19 protein-coding genes are annotated in these 14,117 nt (G+C 71.4%); 12 read left to right on the top strand and 7 right to left on the bottom strand.

The genetic code is table 11. The annotated features are described in order from the left end of the window. Positions 1-55 precede the first annotated feature (55 nt). Positions 56-1,192, top strand: coding sequence for a glutathione-independent formaldehyde dehydrogenase (locus ABD793_RS01810; protein WP_344854512.1), 1,137 nt, complete (start codon positions 56-58; stop codon positions 1,190-1,192). A gap of 12 nt (positions 1,193-1,204) precedes the next feature. Here ABD793_RS01810 and ABD793_RS01815 read toward each other — a convergent pair whose 3' ends face one another. The 4 genes from ABD793_RS01815 to bla all read right to left on the bottom strand — a co-directional run bounded on the left by ABD793_RS01815 (position 1,205) and on the right by bla (position 3,909). Continuing rightward, complete coding sequence (locus ABD793_RS01815; RefSeq protein ID WP_344854514.1) at positions 1,205-1,825, bottom strand: UdgX family uracil-DNA binding protein; 621 nt, start codon at positions 1,823-1,825, stop codon at positions 1,205-1,207. A 40-nt stretch (positions 1,826-1,865) separates the two neighbouring features. After that, positions 1,866-2,588, bottom strand: coding sequence for a maleate cis-trans isomerase family protein (locus ABD793_RS01820; RefSeq protein WP_344854516.1), 723 nt, complete (start codon positions 2,586-2,588; stop codon positions 1,866-1,868). After that, positions 2,588-2,947: a hypothetical protein gene (locus ABD793_RS01825; RefSeq protein ID WP_344854518.1), complete on the bottom strand. Its 360-nt coding sequence runs from the start codon at positions 2,945-2,947 to the stop codon at positions 2,588-2,590. Before ABD793_RS01825 ends, ABD793_RS01820 begins: the two co-directional genes overlap by 1 nt. Before the next feature lie 101 nt (positions 2,948-3,048). After that, positions 3,049-3,909, bottom strand: coding sequence for a class A beta-lactamase (gene bla / locus ABD793_RS01830; protein WP_344854520.1), 861 nt, complete (start codon positions 3,907-3,909; stop codon positions 3,049-3,051). Positions 3,910-4,013: 104 nt separating this feature from the next. On the opposite strand from bla, the gene ABD793_RS01835 reads away from it, so the two are divergent. The 3 genes from ABD793_RS01835 to ABD793_RS01845 all read left to right on the top strand — a co-directional run bounded on the left by ABD793_RS01835 (position 4,014) and on the right by ABD793_RS01845 (position 6,588). Next, positions 4,014-4,904 carry a LysR family transcriptional regulator gene (locus ABD793_RS01835; RefSeq protein WP_344854521.1) on the top strand — a complete coding sequence of 297 codons (891 nt, stop codon included), beginning with the start codon at positions 4,014-4,016 and terminating at the stop codon, positions 4,902-4,904. Positions 4,905-5,018: 114 nt separating this feature from the next. Continuing rightward, the gene (locus ABD793_RS01840) at positions 5,019-5,942 is read left to right on the top strand and encodes a serine hydrolase (protein WP_344854524.1); all 924 of its coding nucleotides are present in this window, start codon (positions 5,019-5,021) and stop codon (positions 5,940-5,942) included. A gap of 10 nt (positions 5,943-5,952) precedes the next feature. Next, complete coding sequence (locus tag ABD793_RS01845) at positions 5,953-6,588, top strand: TetR/AcrR family transcriptional regulator (RefSeq protein WP_344854526.1); 636 nt, start codon at positions 5,953-5,955, stop codon at positions 6,586-6,588. Between the two features lie 85 nt (positions 6,589-6,673). Here ABD793_RS01845 and ABD793_RS01850 read toward each other — a convergent pair whose 3' ends face one another. Next, positions 6,674-7,393 carry a S1 family peptidase gene (locus ABD793_RS01850; RefSeq protein ID WP_344854528.1) on the bottom strand — a complete coding sequence of 240 codons (720 nt, stop codon included), beginning with the start codon at positions 7,391-7,393 and terminating at the stop codon, positions 6,674-6,676. A 225-nt stretch (positions 7,394-7,618) separates the two neighbouring features. On the opposite strand from ABD793_RS01850, the gene ABD793_RS01855 reads away from it, so the two are divergent. Further along, the gene (locus ABD793_RS01855; protein WP_344854530.1) at positions 7,619-8,035 is read left to right on the top strand and encodes an STAS domain-containing protein; all 417 of its coding nucleotides are present in this window, start codon (positions 7,619-7,621) and stop codon (positions 8,033-8,035) included. 146 nt (positions 8,036-8,181) lie between these two features. Here ABD793_RS01855 and ABD793_RS01860 read toward each other — a convergent pair whose 3' ends face one another. Continuing rightward, entirely contained in the window at positions 8,182-8,871 is a 690-nt protein-coding gene (locus ABD793_RS01860) for a DUF4232 domain-containing protein (RefSeq protein ID WP_344854532.1), read from the bottom strand. 194 nt (positions 8,872-9,065) lie between these two features. Then, entirely contained in the window at positions 9,066-9,275 is a 210-nt protein-coding gene (locus ABD793_RS01865; protein WP_344854534.1) for a CsbD family protein, read from the bottom strand. Between the two features lie 196 nt (positions 9,276-9,471). Between ABD793_RS01865 and ABD793_RS01870 the strand changes: the two genes are divergently transcribed. The 7 genes from ABD793_RS01870 to ABD793_RS01900 all read left to right on the top strand — a co-directional run bounded on the left by ABD793_RS01870 (position 9,472) and on the right by ABD793_RS01900 (position 13,753). Beyond that, a complete protein-coding gene (locus tag ABD793_RS01870; protein ID WP_344854536.1) occupies positions 9,472-9,936 on the top strand; it encodes an Asp23/Gls24 family envelope stress response protein in 465 nt (154 codons plus the stop codon). Beyond that, the gene (locus ABD793_RS01875; RefSeq protein WP_344854538.1) at positions 9,933-10,235 is read left to right on the top strand and encodes a hypothetical protein; all 303 of its coding nucleotides are present in this window, start codon (positions 9,933-9,935) and stop codon (positions 10,233-10,235) included. The genes ABD793_RS01870 and ABD793_RS01875 overlap by 4 nt, the downstream gene beginning before the upstream one ends. Continuing rightward, positions 10,232-10,408 carry a hypothetical protein gene (locus tag ABD793_RS01880; protein WP_184779063.1) on the top strand — a complete coding sequence of 59 codons (177 nt, stop codon included), beginning with the start codon at positions 10,232-10,234 and terminating at the stop codon, positions 10,406-10,408. Before ABD793_RS01875 ends, ABD793_RS01880 begins: the two co-directional genes overlap by 4 nt. A gap of 16 nt (positions 10,409-10,424) precedes the next feature. Next, a complete protein-coding gene (locus ABD793_RS01885) occupies positions 10,425-10,805 on the top strand; it encodes an Asp23/Gls24 family envelope stress response protein (RefSeq protein WP_344854543.1) in 381 nt (126 codons plus the stop codon). After that, the gene (locus ABD793_RS01890; protein WP_344854545.1) at positions 10,802-11,326 is read left to right on the top strand and encodes a DUF6286 domain-containing protein; all 525 of its coding nucleotides are present in this window, start codon (positions 10,802-10,804) and stop codon (positions 11,324-11,326) included. Before ABD793_RS01885 ends, ABD793_RS01890 begins: the two co-directional genes overlap by 4 nt. Then, entirely contained in the window at positions 11,326-11,898 is a 573-nt protein-coding gene (locus ABD793_RS01895; protein WP_344854547.1) for an alkaline shock response membrane anchor protein AmaP, read from the top strand. The genes ABD793_RS01890 and ABD793_RS01895 overlap by 1 nt, the downstream gene beginning before the upstream one ends. A gap of 259 nt (positions 11,899-12,157) precedes the next feature. Next, positions 12,158-13,753 (top strand): MGH1-like glycoside hydrolase domain-containing protein, encoded by a 1,596-nt coding sequence (locus ABD793_RS01900; RefSeq protein ID WP_344854549.1) that lies wholly within the window; start codon positions 12,158-12,160, stop codon positions 13,751-13,753. Positions 13,754-14,117 lie beyond the last annotated feature (364 nt).

Raw genomic sequence — 14,117 nt, forward strand, 5'->3', positions numbered from 1 at the left:
TACGCGTGGCGCGAGCGGGTAGCCGGGGGAGACCACGGACAGAAGGGGAGCCGTCATGAAGGCAGTTGTCTACCAGGGCCCGCGGCAGGTGGCGGTCAAGGACGTGCCGGAACCGCCGATCGAGGCGCCGGGTGACGCGATCGTGCGGATCACCACGACCAACATCTGCGGGTCCGACCTGCACATGTACGAGGGCCGCACGAACGTCGAGGAAGGCAAGATCCTCGGCCACGAGAACATGGGCGTGGTCGTGGAGACCGGGCCGGGGGTGACCCGGATCGGCGTCGGCGACCGGGTGTCGGTGCCGTTCAACATCGCGTGCGGCGCCTGCCGTTCGTGCGAAACCGGCTGGACCTCGTTCTGCTTGCGCGCCAATCCGATGGACGGGATGGACGGCGCCGCATACGGGTACGCGGGCATGGGTCCCTACGACGGCGGGCAGGCGGAGTACCTGCGCGTGCCGTGGGCCGACTTCAACCTGCTCGAACTGCCGCCAGGTGAAGAGCACGAGAACGACTTCACCATGCTGTCGGACATCTTCCCGACCGGCTGGCACGGCACCGAACTGGCCGGTATGGAGCCGGGCGACCGGGTCGCGGTGTTCGGCGCGGGCCCGGTGGGACTGATGGCCGCGCACAGCGCCGTTCTGCGCGGTGCGTCCGAGGTGTACGTGGTCGACAAGGAACGCGACCGGCTCGCCATGGCGGAGAAGATCGGTGCGGTGCCGATCGATCTGTCCGAAGCGGACCCGGTCGACCAGATCCTCGCCGCGACCGGTGGTGTGGGTACCGACTGCGGCGTCGAAGCGGTGGGCTACCAGGCCCACGATCCGTCCGGGACCGAGCATCCCGAACTGGTACTGGACAACCTGGTGAAGACGGTGCGCTCGACCGGCGGCATCGGCGTGGTCGGTGTGTACCTGCCCGAGGACCCCGGCGCCGCCACCGAGGCGGCCAAACAGGGCCGGATCGGCTTCGACTACGGCAGCTGCTTCATGAAGGGCCAGCACATAGGCAACGGTCAGGCACCGGTGAAGCGGTACAACCGGCAGCTGCGCGACCTGATCATCGAAGGCCGCGCGCGGCCCTCGTTCCTGGTGTCACACGAAATGCCGCTGACTGAGGCCGCCGCGGGATACGAGAGCTTCGACCGTCGCGACGAAGGCTGGACGAAGGTCCTGCTGCGTCCGTGAACCGGACGCTCCTCACCGCCTGCCGATCCCGTGCGCGGCGCGAAGGTCCCCGACGAACCCGGCGTAGGCCTCGCCGCGATCCGGGGCTCGCAGCACTGCGGACGGATGCACGGTCGCCGACACGATGGTGACCACTTCGGACAGCTCAGGTGGCACCGGGGCCGGTTCGCCGCGGTGCCGGGTCAGCCGGAAGGACGGTCCAAGCAACGATTGCGCGGCAGTCGCGCCCAGCAGCACGAGCAGCCGCGGGCGGATCGCGTGCAGTTCGGCGATCAGCCACGGCCGGCAGGCGAGGGCTTCGGTCCGGGACGGCTTCCGGTGGATCCGGCGTTTGCCACGTTCGGTGAACTTGAAGTGCTTGACCGCGTTGGTCAGGTACACCGCCTCGCGTTCGAAACCGGCTTCGGTCAATGCCCGGTCCAGCAGCCGCCCGGCCGGCCCGACGAACGGTTCGCCCGCGCGGTCCTCGCGATCGCCCGGCTGCTCGCCGACGAGCATGACCTTCGCCTGCTTCCGGCCCGCGCCGAACACGGTCTGCGTTGCGTCGCGGTACAGATCGCAACCCTCGCACGACCCGGCGGCTTTCCGCAGCCGACGCAGGTCACGGGTGTCCGGCGGCTCCGCTGTGCTCATGCCGCGGGATACCCGCAGGCCGGCGCGCCGACACCGCGGACTACGTCAGCAGCGTCCCGAGCTCGTGTCCGGTGGCCGGTTGCCCGAGCAGGGTGAGTGCGTGCCACAGCGTGACCTGGGTGGCGGTGAGCACGGGCTTTCCCGCCGTCCGTTCGAGTTCGGCGAGCAACGGTGCGGTGTGCAGGGCGGTCTCCGGGACCAGCACGGCGTCGGCGCCGGTGGTGTCGGCCGCTTCGACCAGGTCGGCGATCCGGCCGGGACCCCAGGTCGCGAGTTCACGGTCGGAGCCGGCGTCGTACGAGACGTCCCGGACGGTCCGGATCCCTTCCTCGGCAAGGAACTCGACGAAGGCCGCGGTGATGTCCGACCGGTACACCGAGGCCAGCGCGATCCGTGCCAGGCGCAGGTGCCGAGCGGCCGCGAGGAACGCCAGCGACGTGCTGCTCGCCGGAACGCCGAGCGCGGCCTCCAATGCGGCGGCCTGCTCCCGTGCTCTCCCGGTCCCGCCGAGGAAACTGCAGCTCGAACACGCCCAGCTCACCACCGCAGGCTTCGGGTCGAATCCGGCGGCCGCCCGGACGAGGCGGTCCGGCTCGCCCAGCTCCGCCACGGCGGCGCGAAGACTCGCCCGGTCGACCGCGTCCGGCCGGTGGCCCCATGGCACATAGGCGAAATCCACGCCGGGCCGCGCGTCCAGCTGTGCGGCCAGCAGCGTGAAGTCGTCCTCGCCGCAGTCTCTGGTCGGGTAGAGCAGACCGATCATCAGACGTCGTCGCGGATCGTCAGGGCGCGTCCGATGCGCGCCTCCACCTTCGCGAACTTCCACAGCTTCGCGCCGTCTTCGCCCACCGGGGTGGTGCGGAACAGGTTGCACGCGGCCTTCACGGTCTCCTGGGTGTCGACGTCGGCGAGGAGGTAGCAGGTCCACGGCCAGCCCTCGGATGGGCCCACCATGTGCGCGTCGTCGTCGAGGTCGCCGAGGTAGCCGACGCCGGGCAGCGCCTTCAGCTGATCGGTCATCGAGACGAACGCCTGCCAGACGTCCGCGGGCGTGACACCGTCGCGCGGAAGGTCGAAGAAGTTCTGGTTGATGCCAATGCAGAACAGCACCCGAAGCGGCATGTGGTCTCCTTGTCGTGCGGGCCGGATCACCCCACCCTAAGCGCGGCCCCGCGATGGCCGGACGCCGCGGCAGGCGAGGGCGATTGCCCGGCGGAGTCCGGTCACGGCAACGCCTTCACGACTTCGGCGGTCGCCTCGGCGAGCAGTTTGTCGTCGTATTTCGCGTCCTTGTCCGGCATACTGCTGAGCAGTACCAGCACGATCGGCGCGCGATGCGGGGGCATGAGCACCGCGATGTCGTTGCGCGTGCCGTAATCCGCGCTGCCGGTCTTGTCGGCGACCTGCCATCCGGCCGGCACACCCGCGCGGATCAGCGTGTCGCCGGTCGTGTTGGCGCGCATCATGGCGGTGAGGACCTTCCGGTCGTCCGCGGTCAGCCCGGTGCCGAGCGCATCCGTGCGCAGATCCGCGGCCCAGGCACGGGGCGTGGTGGTGTCGCGGATGTCGCCGGGGGTGGCTTCGTTGAGCGTGGGCTCGGTGCGATCGACGTGCGAGGTGGTGTCGCCCGTGCCGCGCAGCGACGCGGCCAGCCCGGCCGGACCGCCGAGCTGACGGAACATCAGGTTCGCCGCGGTGTTGTCGCTGTAGCGCAATGCCGCGTCGAGCACGTCGCGCAGCGACATGCCGGTGCCGACGTGCTTTTCGGTGATCGGCGAGTACGAGACGAGGTCGCTCGCCCGGTAGTTGATCGTCTGGTTCAGATCGTCGTCGCGGCGCAGGATGGCCGAGGCGCTGAACACCTTGTGCGTCGAGGCGTATGCGAACCGTTCGTCGGCACGGTAGGCGAGATCGTGGCCGTTGCCGGTGTCGACGGCGTAGACCCCCAGCCGGGCACCGAAGGCGTGCTCCAGCTGCGCGAAATCCGGGCGCGTTGCGGTGGCCACCGCGTCGGCGGGGGCCGGTGCGGCACACGCGGTGAGCGGGATGAGGACCAAGGCGGCCACGATCAGCCTGCGGGACACGGGGGCTCCTTCGGGAAGTCGATCAGCTCCGCGCAGTCTGGCCAGCGGCCGGTCATGCTGTCCAAGACGCAACTGTTCCAGTTGATGCACATCTGACATAGTGCGTGGTCGTGGACCTGATCGGCAGCTGCCGGGCCTTCGTGAGCGTGAGCGAGGCGGGGAGCTTCACCGCGGGCGCGGCGGTCGCGCGCATCCCGCAGCCGGTGGCGAGCCGCCGGATCGCCGCGCTGGAACGGCATCTGGGCGGGCGGCTGTTCGACCGTTCGACCCGGCGGGCGCGGCTCACCCCGTTCGGCCGCGACCTGCTGCCCTCCGCGCAGCGGCTGGTGGCGCTGGCCGACGCGATGGAGGACGACGCGGGGCGCGCCCGGCGCCGTCCGCTGCGGCTCGCGGTCCCGGACACCTGCAGCACCCGTGACCTGGCCGAACTCGATGCCGAGGCGCGCCGGAAGGAGATGTTCCTCGAATTCTGCGTGGCGGGTCCGGCCCGTCGCGCCGAACTGGTGCGCACCCAGGAGGTGCGGGCCGCGCTCGCCGCGGTACCCGCGCAGGACGGGGCGTGGACCGTGCCGCTCGGGCTGGCCGGGGAGGCCGAACCGGCCGGCCGGGTGATCCACCTGGAGACGCTGCGGGCAGGCCGGTCCGGCGGTCCGCGCCGCCGGGTGTGGATCCAGCCGGAGGACGACGTGCCGCATCTGCGTGATCCGCTGGTGCGGGCTCGGGACGCGGCCGGGCTGCAGCCGGCGCAGGTCGCGGTCGCCACCGCGCTCACCGCGGCCGCGGCGAGCGTGTTCGGCTCCGCGGATCTGCTGCTCTGCTCACCACGGCAGGCTCGGGAACTCGGCCTCGCCTGGCGACCGGCAGGTGGTCTCCGGCTGGCCCGCGGGTTCGACGTGGTGGCGGGCCTCGGCGACGACGCGGGGAAACTGCGCGCCGGGCTGCGGGCGGGGATCGCCCGGTGCCTCGGCGCGGTGGAGCCGGAGCAGGCCCGATGAGCTTCCCCGGTGAGCTCCTCCGCCTTGGTGGTCCTGGCCGTCCGGCAGCTCGCGGCACCGGCCGTGCACCTACCGGAACCGATCGGTCGGAACTGCGGAAGGGATAGTGGCCCGGTGAGCACCGAAGGGCTGCTGCGGCGGCTGCGTGACGAACTGGACGAGGGCGGGCTGTGCGGGTCGTTCCTGGTCCGCGATCTGCGGACCGGCGACGAACTCGGCATCGACCCGGACCGGGTGTTGCCCACCGCGTCACTGGTGAAGGTCCCGCTCGTGGCGGTCACCCAGGACCGGATCCGGCGCGGTGAACTGGACGGCGCGCGACCGGTCGAGGTCCGGCCCGGCCGCGGCGACGTCACCGGGCTGACCGGGCTGGCCCGGTTCCGGCATCCGGCGCGGGTGGCCGTGGCCGATCTGCTGTACCTGGCCATCGCGATCAGCGACAGCACCGCCGCGGACGAGCTGTTCGCGCTGACTCCGCCCGCCGAGGTCGCCGGTACCGTCCGGGACTGGGGCATCACCGGGCTCACCGTGCGGCACGGGATCGCCGAACTGGCCGAAACCCCCGCCGAACGGTTCACCGCGGGCGAGGTGCACCTGGCGCACTCGCTGGCGATCGGGGCGGCCACCGCCGGACAGGGACATCCGGTGCCCCAGCTGGACATCAGCCGGGCGAGCTCGGGATCCGCGCGTGCCTGCACCGATCTGCTCACCGCGCTGTGGACGCCGTCGAAAATCGACCCCGGAGTCGCCACGCGAGTGCGGGAGCTGATGGGGCAGAACCTGCTCCGGCAACGGCTGACGCCGGATTTCGCCGCGGATGCCGCGCGGTGGTCCTCGAAGACCGGCACCGTGCTGAACCTGCGGCACGAGATCGGCGTGGTGGAACACGCCGACGGACAGGCCTTCGCCGTCGCCGCGCTCACCGAATCCCGGGTGCCTGCCGCGATCCAGCCGGAGGCGGAGATCCTGATGGCCCGGGTCGCCCGTGCACTGCGGGACCACCTGCGTGCCCGTGGCGCAGCGCCCGGCGCGCCGTAAAGTGGATCGAATGGCGGATGGCAGTTCTCCGGTCGCGCAACGGACCCTGCGCCGTGATGCCAGGCGGAACCGGGACCGGATCCTGGACGCGGCGCGTGAGCTGTTCGCGGTGCGCGGCCTCGACGTCGGCATGGCCACCGTGGCCCGCCGCGCCGGTATCGGTGTGGCCACCCTGTACCGGCGGTTCCCCACCAAGGAAGCGCTGGTGACCGAGGTGTTCACCGAGCAGTTCGAGGCCTGTGGCGCGGTACTGGACGAGGCCGTCGACGATCCCGATCCGTGGCGGGGCTTCCGTTCGGTGGTGGAGAGGTTGTCCGAACTGCAGGCCACCGACCGCGGGTTCAGTGCCGCGTTTCTCGCCGCGTTCCCGCATCCGCCGGACGTGCATGCCGGACGCGAACACGCCCTGCGCCGGTTCGGCGCGCTGATCGAACGAGCGAAGGCCGCAGGCAAGCTGCGCCAGGACTTCGTCCCGGACGACCTGATCCTGCTGCTGATGGCGAACAACGGCATCATCGCCGCGCAGCCGGCCGCGGCCAGAGCCGCCTCCCGCAGGCTGGCGGGCTATCTGCTGAGCGCCTTCCGGAGTGGTGACCCGGAACCGCTTCCGCCACCCGCGCCGCTCGAGGCGCACGAAGTGCGGTGACCCGGCGCTCCGGTACGCGCAGCGGGCGGCCGGGATGATACCGCACCCCGGCCCGGCGGTTCGCCGCCGGGCCGGGGCACGGGGCTCAGACGCCCGCGACCGACTTGATCCAGTCGCGGTAGAGGGTCACGTTGATGTAGGCGGTGTAGGACTGCCGGTCGCTGGTCGAGGCGACGCCGACCTGCTTGCCGTTGGCGTACATCGGGCCGCCGGAGTCGCCGCCGGCGGTGATGCCGTCGCCGCGGTCCGCGCACACCGAGGTGCCCGCGGCGCCGTCCGGGCAGTCGATCGAGTTGACGTTGACCTTCGCCACCTTCAGCTGTTGCGACTGGCACTCGATTTCGGGCTTGTCGGTGCAGGTGGCGCCCCAGCCGTAGACCTCGGCCTCGTCGCCGACCTTGACGTCGCCTTCACTGCCGAGCGGTGCGTAGTCGGTCTCCACCTGCTGGTCGATCTGCACCAGCGAGATGTCCGCTTCCTCGGACTCGTGCACCGCGGTGGCCTTGACCTCGGTGCCCTTGGTCTGGTCCAGATCGCCGACGTGGAAGGTGATGTCCTTGCCCTCCGCGCCCTGGGTGCAGTGCCGGGCGGTGAGGATCCAGTCCGGCGCGATGATCGTCGCCGAACAGATTTCCTCGCCACCGGCGAACATCCTGGCTGCGGCGTGCAGGGAGTCGGCATTGCTGCCGTCGATGATTGCGGGCTGGGCGGGGGCCGAGGCGGTGGCCGCCGTCGCGGGCATGGCGGCGGCGAGGCCGGTGAAAGCGAGGCCGGACAGGAGGGCGGCGGTACGGGCAATTCGCACTTCGAGATCAGCTCCAACCGCGGCGGGATCCGCGGGACACGAGGGCCGGTAAGGGACGAACCCACCGTCGCGACTGGCGGTGAATTGCGGAACCCGCCGAAGGTCGGTCACCCCAACACCCGACTTTCGTCGTGGTCCCACCAGAGTCCGGTCGATCACCCGAGGGAAAGAGCCGGATGCGGAGTGTGAGCGTGCTCACTGCGAGCCGGGCGTCATGATGGAGGGATGACAGCCGGCTCAGCAGGATCGGCACGGCTCAGGTCGTCCTACCGCTACGACGACCTGGACGTGCTCACGGTGCTGCTGTCGGGCGAGCTGGACGAGGAAACCGCGCTGGTGGTCGTGCGCGCGGTGACGTTCGCACTCGACAAACGTCCGCAGGCGCTGGTGATCGACCTCGCGGGCCTGACCGCGCTCACCGGCGCCGGGGTGCACGTGCTGCGCGCGGCACAGGACCGCGCTGCCACCGAGGGTGTCGTTCTGCGCCTGGTGGCCCCCGCCGCCTGCCCGGCGGACCGCAGGCTCGCCGAAGCCGGCATGGCGGCGGTGTTCGACGTGTACCCGGACGGCGCGGCCGCGCGAGTGGAGAACGACCGCACCGCGTTCCTCCGGCGCATGCGTCGCCGGCCGGGCAGCCGATGACCTTCGGCTGAGGGCTGAGCGGCTGCGGCCGGGAGGTGGTGGGGGCGCGGTAGTTCGGCGATTCCCCGGCCGCCAGGTGGTGGCGGGGCCGGCCGCGTCTCAGCCCGTCCGCGCCCGGCGGCCACCTGGCGTGCCTGCCGTGGAGGTCAGGACGTGGTGTGCGAGCCGGGGTGGACCGAGCCGACGGTCAGGTACGGGCCGCCGTCGCTGCAGGTGGTGTCCTGCTCGGCGATGAACGCGGCTTCGGTGTTGCCCGGCGGGTAGATCCGCAGGCCGCGTGCCGGGACCTGGTGGCAGTCGCTCTTCTGCGGGGCGCTGGACAGGAACAGGCCCGCCGACGCGCTCGCACCCGGGGCGATGGTCACGGTCGGGCCGCCGGTGTGCCGCGTCGCCGGGGTACCCGCCTGCTGTCCACTATCACCGGTCACATAGGACACTCCGGGAGCGGATTGCAGGGTGCACGAACGGGAACCGGTGTTGGTGAACACCAGCGGCAGATGTGAACCCTGCATGTCGGCGTCGCCTGCGGACTTGTTCAGGGTGATCCGCAGGTTCGCCGTGCGGCACATCGATCCGCTGGTCCCGCCCGTGCCGCCGTTGCCGGTCGTGGTCGTGGGCTTGTCCGCCGAGGTGGTGGTGCTGCTCGGCGGCGGTGTCGCGTGGTCGGTCGAAGTGTCGGTCGTCGCGGTCGGCGCGGCGCTCGTGGCCGGCGGGTTCGGTGCGCTGGAGCCCGCGCCCGCGGCGTCCAGCGCGGAACCGCATCCGGCGAGGGCAATTGCGGCCAGTGCGGCGCCGCCTGCCAGCGCGCTGCGCGTCAACGTGGTTCGGGTGCTCATGATCTGCCACCTCCGTCTGCCGGCTCGATGCCGTACGAAGGAAAGATGCCCCGCCACGGGTAAAGGATGCGCGCCGGAGAGGATGGCCACGTCCGGGCAACCTCAGCGCCCGGTGGTGCGTCCTTCATGCAGGAGGCGCGGGTGCGCAGCGCCGACGGCCGGTGCGCACCCGCCACGATCCAGTGTGGACAGTGTCAGTCCTTCTTGAACGCGTTCTTCAGCTTGTCGCCTGCTTCGCCGACCGAGTCCTTGATGTCCTCGGCCGCCTTCTTGACCCCGGCTTTCGCCTGGTCGTTCTGGCCCTCGCCGGTCAGCTCCTCGTCACCGGTCGCGCGACCTGCGGCCTCTTTCGCCTTGCCACCCAGTTCGTCGGCCTTGTGGCCGAACTTGTCACCCAAGGACATGAGTTCGCTCCTTCCGGTTGCGCGGACGCTCTGTCCGCCGATTACCCGACCCGCCGGGGCCGGAAACCTCACGCTCGGTGGCCCGAGATCCGGTTCACACGATCGGGTTGCGTGCGGTTCGGTCAGAACGGGTGTCCTCCAGGTAGCGGCGATCGTCCGACCGCCGCGGACCGGGACCCAGCACGGAGGAGAGACCATGGCCGAGTCGACCGAGACCAAGAGCCGCCCCGCCCAGGCGGAGGTGGAGCAGACCAAGAAGGGCACGCTCGCCACGAACGAGGGCCTGACCACCATCGCGGACGTCGTGGTGCAGAAGATCGCCGGGCTCGCCGCCCGCGAGGTGCCCGGCGTGCACGCACTCGGCGGTGGCGCCGCACGGGCGTTCTCGGCGCTGCGGGAGCGGATCCCGGGTGCGAGCGCATCGGCCGGACAGGGCGTCTCGGTCGAAGTGGGGGAGAAGCAGGCGGCAGTCGACCTGCAGGTCGTGGTCGAGTACGGCGCCTCGATCGCCGACGTCTCCCGCTCGATCCGCCGTGGCGTGATCACCGGGGTGGAGCACATGACCGGCCTCGAGGTGGTCGAGGTCAACATCGGGGTGTCCGATCTGCACCTGCCGGAGGACGACGAGGACGCGCCTGCCGACTCCGGCCGGGTGCAGTGACTCCCGAGGCCTCCGCGGACCGGATCGCCGCCGCTGTCACGGCCCTGCCCCAGGTGGCCGGGCTGTACGGCGGGCGGTTCGGGGAGATCGCGACGCTCGCGCCGGGCCGCCGGGTACTCGGCGTGCGGGTGCGCGACGAGGAGGTCACCGTCGCGGTCACCGCTCGATTCCCGCTCGTGGCAAGCGATCTCGCCCACGCCGTGCGCGCGGCCACCGGGGTCACTGGCTGCCCGGTGCACGTGGTGGTAGCCGATCTGCTGCTGCCGGACGAATCCGCTGAAGAGGAGAAGGAATCATGAACGCGACACAATTGGGACTGCTCACCGGTCTCGCGCTCGGGCTGGCCGCGGCGTTCGGCGGCTTCGGCGCGTTTGTGGTGGTGCTCGTGCTCGCCGCGCTGGGACTGCTGGTCGGGCGGGTGCTCGACGGCAAGCTCGACCTGTCGCAGCTGACCGGGCGCGACCGCGGCTGAGGCGGCGGGGACTGTCATGACCACTGCGACCACAGATCGTGCCGAGGCCGCCGAGCGTGGCGAACTGACCATCGAAGACTCCGTCGTGGCGGCCATCGCCGCGCGTGCGGTGCGGGAGGCCGGTGACGTCGGGGGTGCAGCCGGCCGCATGCTCGGGATCGGCTCCTCGGACCCGGAACGCCCGGCCAAGGTGACCGCCCGCACCGACGGCGACCGCGTGACGCTCGACGTGCGGCTTTCCATTGCCTATCCGGCGTCGGTGACCAAGGTGAGCGAGCGCGCCCGCGAACACCTGATCCGCCGCGTCGGGGAGCTGACCGGGCTTTCGGTGTCCCGTGTGGACATCACCGTCGGAGCTCTGCACACCACGCACGCGAATGGACGGAGGGTGCAGTGAAACGACGTCCGCGCCGCTCCACCGCGGCCACTCTCACCGCACTGGTCGTGCTTGCCGGCTGCGTGCTGGTCACCGTGGTGGCGGTGCAGCTGATCATCGGCGAACGCCCGTGGGTGAGCTACCCCGCGGTGGCCGGCGCGCTGAACCGTACACAGTGGACCAATTGGTGGACCGCGTTCGGTGCCATCGCCGCCGTCGTGCTCGGGCTCTGCCTGCTGCTTGCCGCGATCCTGCCCGGAAAGCGCACGGTGCTGCCGTTGCACGGAGCCCCGGATTCGGGCGCGTCCCGGGCCAGTTACCGCAGTACCTTGCGAGCTGCCGCCACGAGCGTCGACGGCGTCTCCGCGGCGAAGGTGCGGCTCGGGCGCCGGCGGGTGCGGGTCCGCGTCCAGACGCACCGCAGCCGGGAAGACGGGCTGACCGAGGCCGTGCGCGCCGCGGTCACCCACCGGCTGGACGAGATCGGCCCGGTTGCGCCGCCTGCGGTCCGGGTCGCGGTTTCGGCGATGAGGAGTACCTGATGACCAGCCTGAACCGTCCGGCCCGGCTCAACCGCGGGCTGCTGGCCGTGCTCGGCGTGCTTCTCGTGGCCGCCGGGGTACTCGCGTTCGCCACGCACTCCCGGTGGCTGACCCTGCTGGACCCGGCTTCGCCGCTGGTACCGGGAACCGCGCTCCCGCCGACGTGGGTGCTGTACGTGGTCGCCGTCGTGGCGGTCGTCCTCGGGTTGCTGTGCCTGCGCTGGTTGCTCGCCCAGTTCGCCCGCCGGCCGAAGACGCAGACCTGGCACTACGAAACCGATCCGGCGCTCGGCCACACCGAGCTGGCGGCGGACGCGGCGGTGGCCCCGTTCACCGAGGAGCTGCGGGCCACCGAGGGAGTGCACGCCGCCCACGCGACACTGGCCGGTCCGCGGACCTCGCCGGCCCTGGCTCTCGTCGTGACGGTCGACCAGGACGGCGACCCACGCCGGATCCGCGAGCGGCTGACCGAGGAGTCGCTGCCCCGGCTGCGCCAAGCCCTCGACCTCGACGATCTCCCGGCGACCATCGAATTCCGCTTCAGCACCGCCCGGGGTGCCCGGACGCACTAGGGGTATTCGGCCAGGACCGTCGGTGGTCGGCCCGGTGGACGTGGGGAGGGCCGCTGGGTGGAGTGTCCAGGCCCCGTTCGAGTACCGGCCCGCAACGCTGTCCCGCGGTGATCCGGGCCGGCCCGGTATCCGGATGTCCGGTGCGTGGCGCGGGCATGCCGGTGGACAGTGGCCGGACAGGATCGGTGCGTGGCGTTGTCCGTGCGGATCCGGGGTGCCTAGCATCATCCGCGAGATCCGCCGGCGAACGGAGACCGCGATGACTGATGCTGGACGGATCGGCAGGCGGGGGTTCCTCACCCTGGCCGGAGCTGCCGGGGTCGCCGGGGCGGGCGCGGTGCCCGCAGCCGCGGACCCGCAGCCTGCGGAACCGGGTCCCGGTTCCCGTCCGTCCACTCCGGACCGTGTGGTCTACACCCTGCCGGCGCTCGAATTCGCGGACCCGGCCCGGCAACGGCTGTTCGGGGACCAGTACGAGAGCGCGCTGACCGACGTGGTCGGCATGAACACCGTCTACGCCGAACGGGCCACTTACGACCCCGCCCGGCTGCTGAGCTACCCGCCGGGCACGTTCGTGCGGGCGGGCGGCGGCTATCCGGCACCACAGCGATGGACGCGCGACGCCGCGGTCAACGCCTGGAACGCGGTCAGCCTGCTCGGGCCTCCGGTCGGCCGGAACACGCTGCTGTCCGTGGTGGACCGCACCGACGGCGGGCTCGTGGTGCAGCAGGACAACCAGTGGTGGGACCAGATCGTGTGGGTGCTCGGCGCGCACCACCACTGGCTGGTCACCGGAGATGCGGAGTTCCTTGCCCGCGCCCACGAAATCGGGGTTGCGACACTCGCCGCGCGGAAGGCGCAGAACTTTTCCGCCGCGCACGGCCTGTTCACCGGACCGAGCTTCATGAACGACGGTATCGCCGGCTACCCCGAGCCACCGTGGCAGCCGGGTGTCAAATCGTCGTTCGTGCTCGACTATCCGCTGACGCACGAGCTGATGTGCTTGTCCACCAACTGTCTTTACCACGGCGCGTACACCGCGCTCGCCGAAATGGCCGACGCACTGGGCAAGGACGGACGGGCTCACCTTGCCGACGCTGCCCGGCTGCGCACCGCGATCAACCGCTCCCTGTGGCGTCCGGACGCGGGCACGTACGGCTACTTCCTGCACGGAGACGGCAGTCTCGACGTTTCACAGGAGGGCGCCGGGCTTGCGTTCGCGATCCTGTCCGGCGTGGCCGGGCCTGCGCAGATCACCCGGCTGCTGAGCACGGTGCACTGGGAGCCGCACGGAATCGTGAACAGCTGGCCGCACTTCGCGCGCTTCGACGACGCGAAACCCGGACGGCACAACGTGGTCGTGTGGCCGATGGTGCACTCGTTCTTCGGCGAGGCGCTCGCCCGCGCGGGCCGGGCCGAGCTGTTCGGCCGCGCGTTGACGAACCTGGCCGAGCTGGTGGCCGCGACCGACGGCGGCTTCTACGAGATCTACGATTCGAAGACCGGCGCGGTCCAGGGCGGCTGGCAGACCGGCGGTTCGGGGGAACCGGAACAGTTCACGTCGCAGCCGGACCAGGCCTGGTCGGCGAGCGGCTACCTGCGGATGGTGTTCGCCGGCCTGTTCGGGCTCACCTTCACCGCCGACGGCCTGCGCCTCGCCCCGTGCCTGCCACCCGGCTGGGGCCCGGTGACGCTGCGGGGACTCCGCTACCGCGCCGCGACCCTGGACATCACCCTGCGGGGTTCGGGGTCGCGAGTCGTCAGCTGCACCGTCGACGGCCTCCCGGCAGCCGCCACGCTGCACCCGAACCTGACCGGCTCGCACGAGATACGCCTCACCCTCGCCGCACCGTGAACGGTCCGGCGGCAGCCTTTCTTGGCGGCGGATGGGCTTTCCGGCGGTGGGTGAGTGCATCGGCAGGGCCCGGCTTTCTCGGCGATCGCTGAGGCCCCCGGGCGGTGGGCCCGGCTTTGCGGAGGTGGGTGGGCGGTCTGGTGGTGGTGTCGGCTTTTTCTGGTGGTGGGCGGGCGGTCCGGTAGCGGCGCCGGCTTGTGGTGCGTGGGCGGTCCGGTAGCGGTCCGGCTTTCTCGGCGGTGGGTGAGGTCCCGCGGTGGGTGGCTGAGCACCCCCGGCGGTGACTGAGCACCCCGCGGTGGCAACGGGTTTCTCGGTGCGGCACGCGTGCGGCGGTGGCCGGAGCTGTCCCGGTTGAGGCATT

Source organism: Amycolatopsis ultiminotia (assembly GCF_039536925.1).
Taxonomy (GTDB): Bacteria; Actinomycetota; Actinomycetes; order Mycobacteriales; family Pseudonocardiaceae; genus Amycolatopsis; species Amycolatopsis ultiminotia.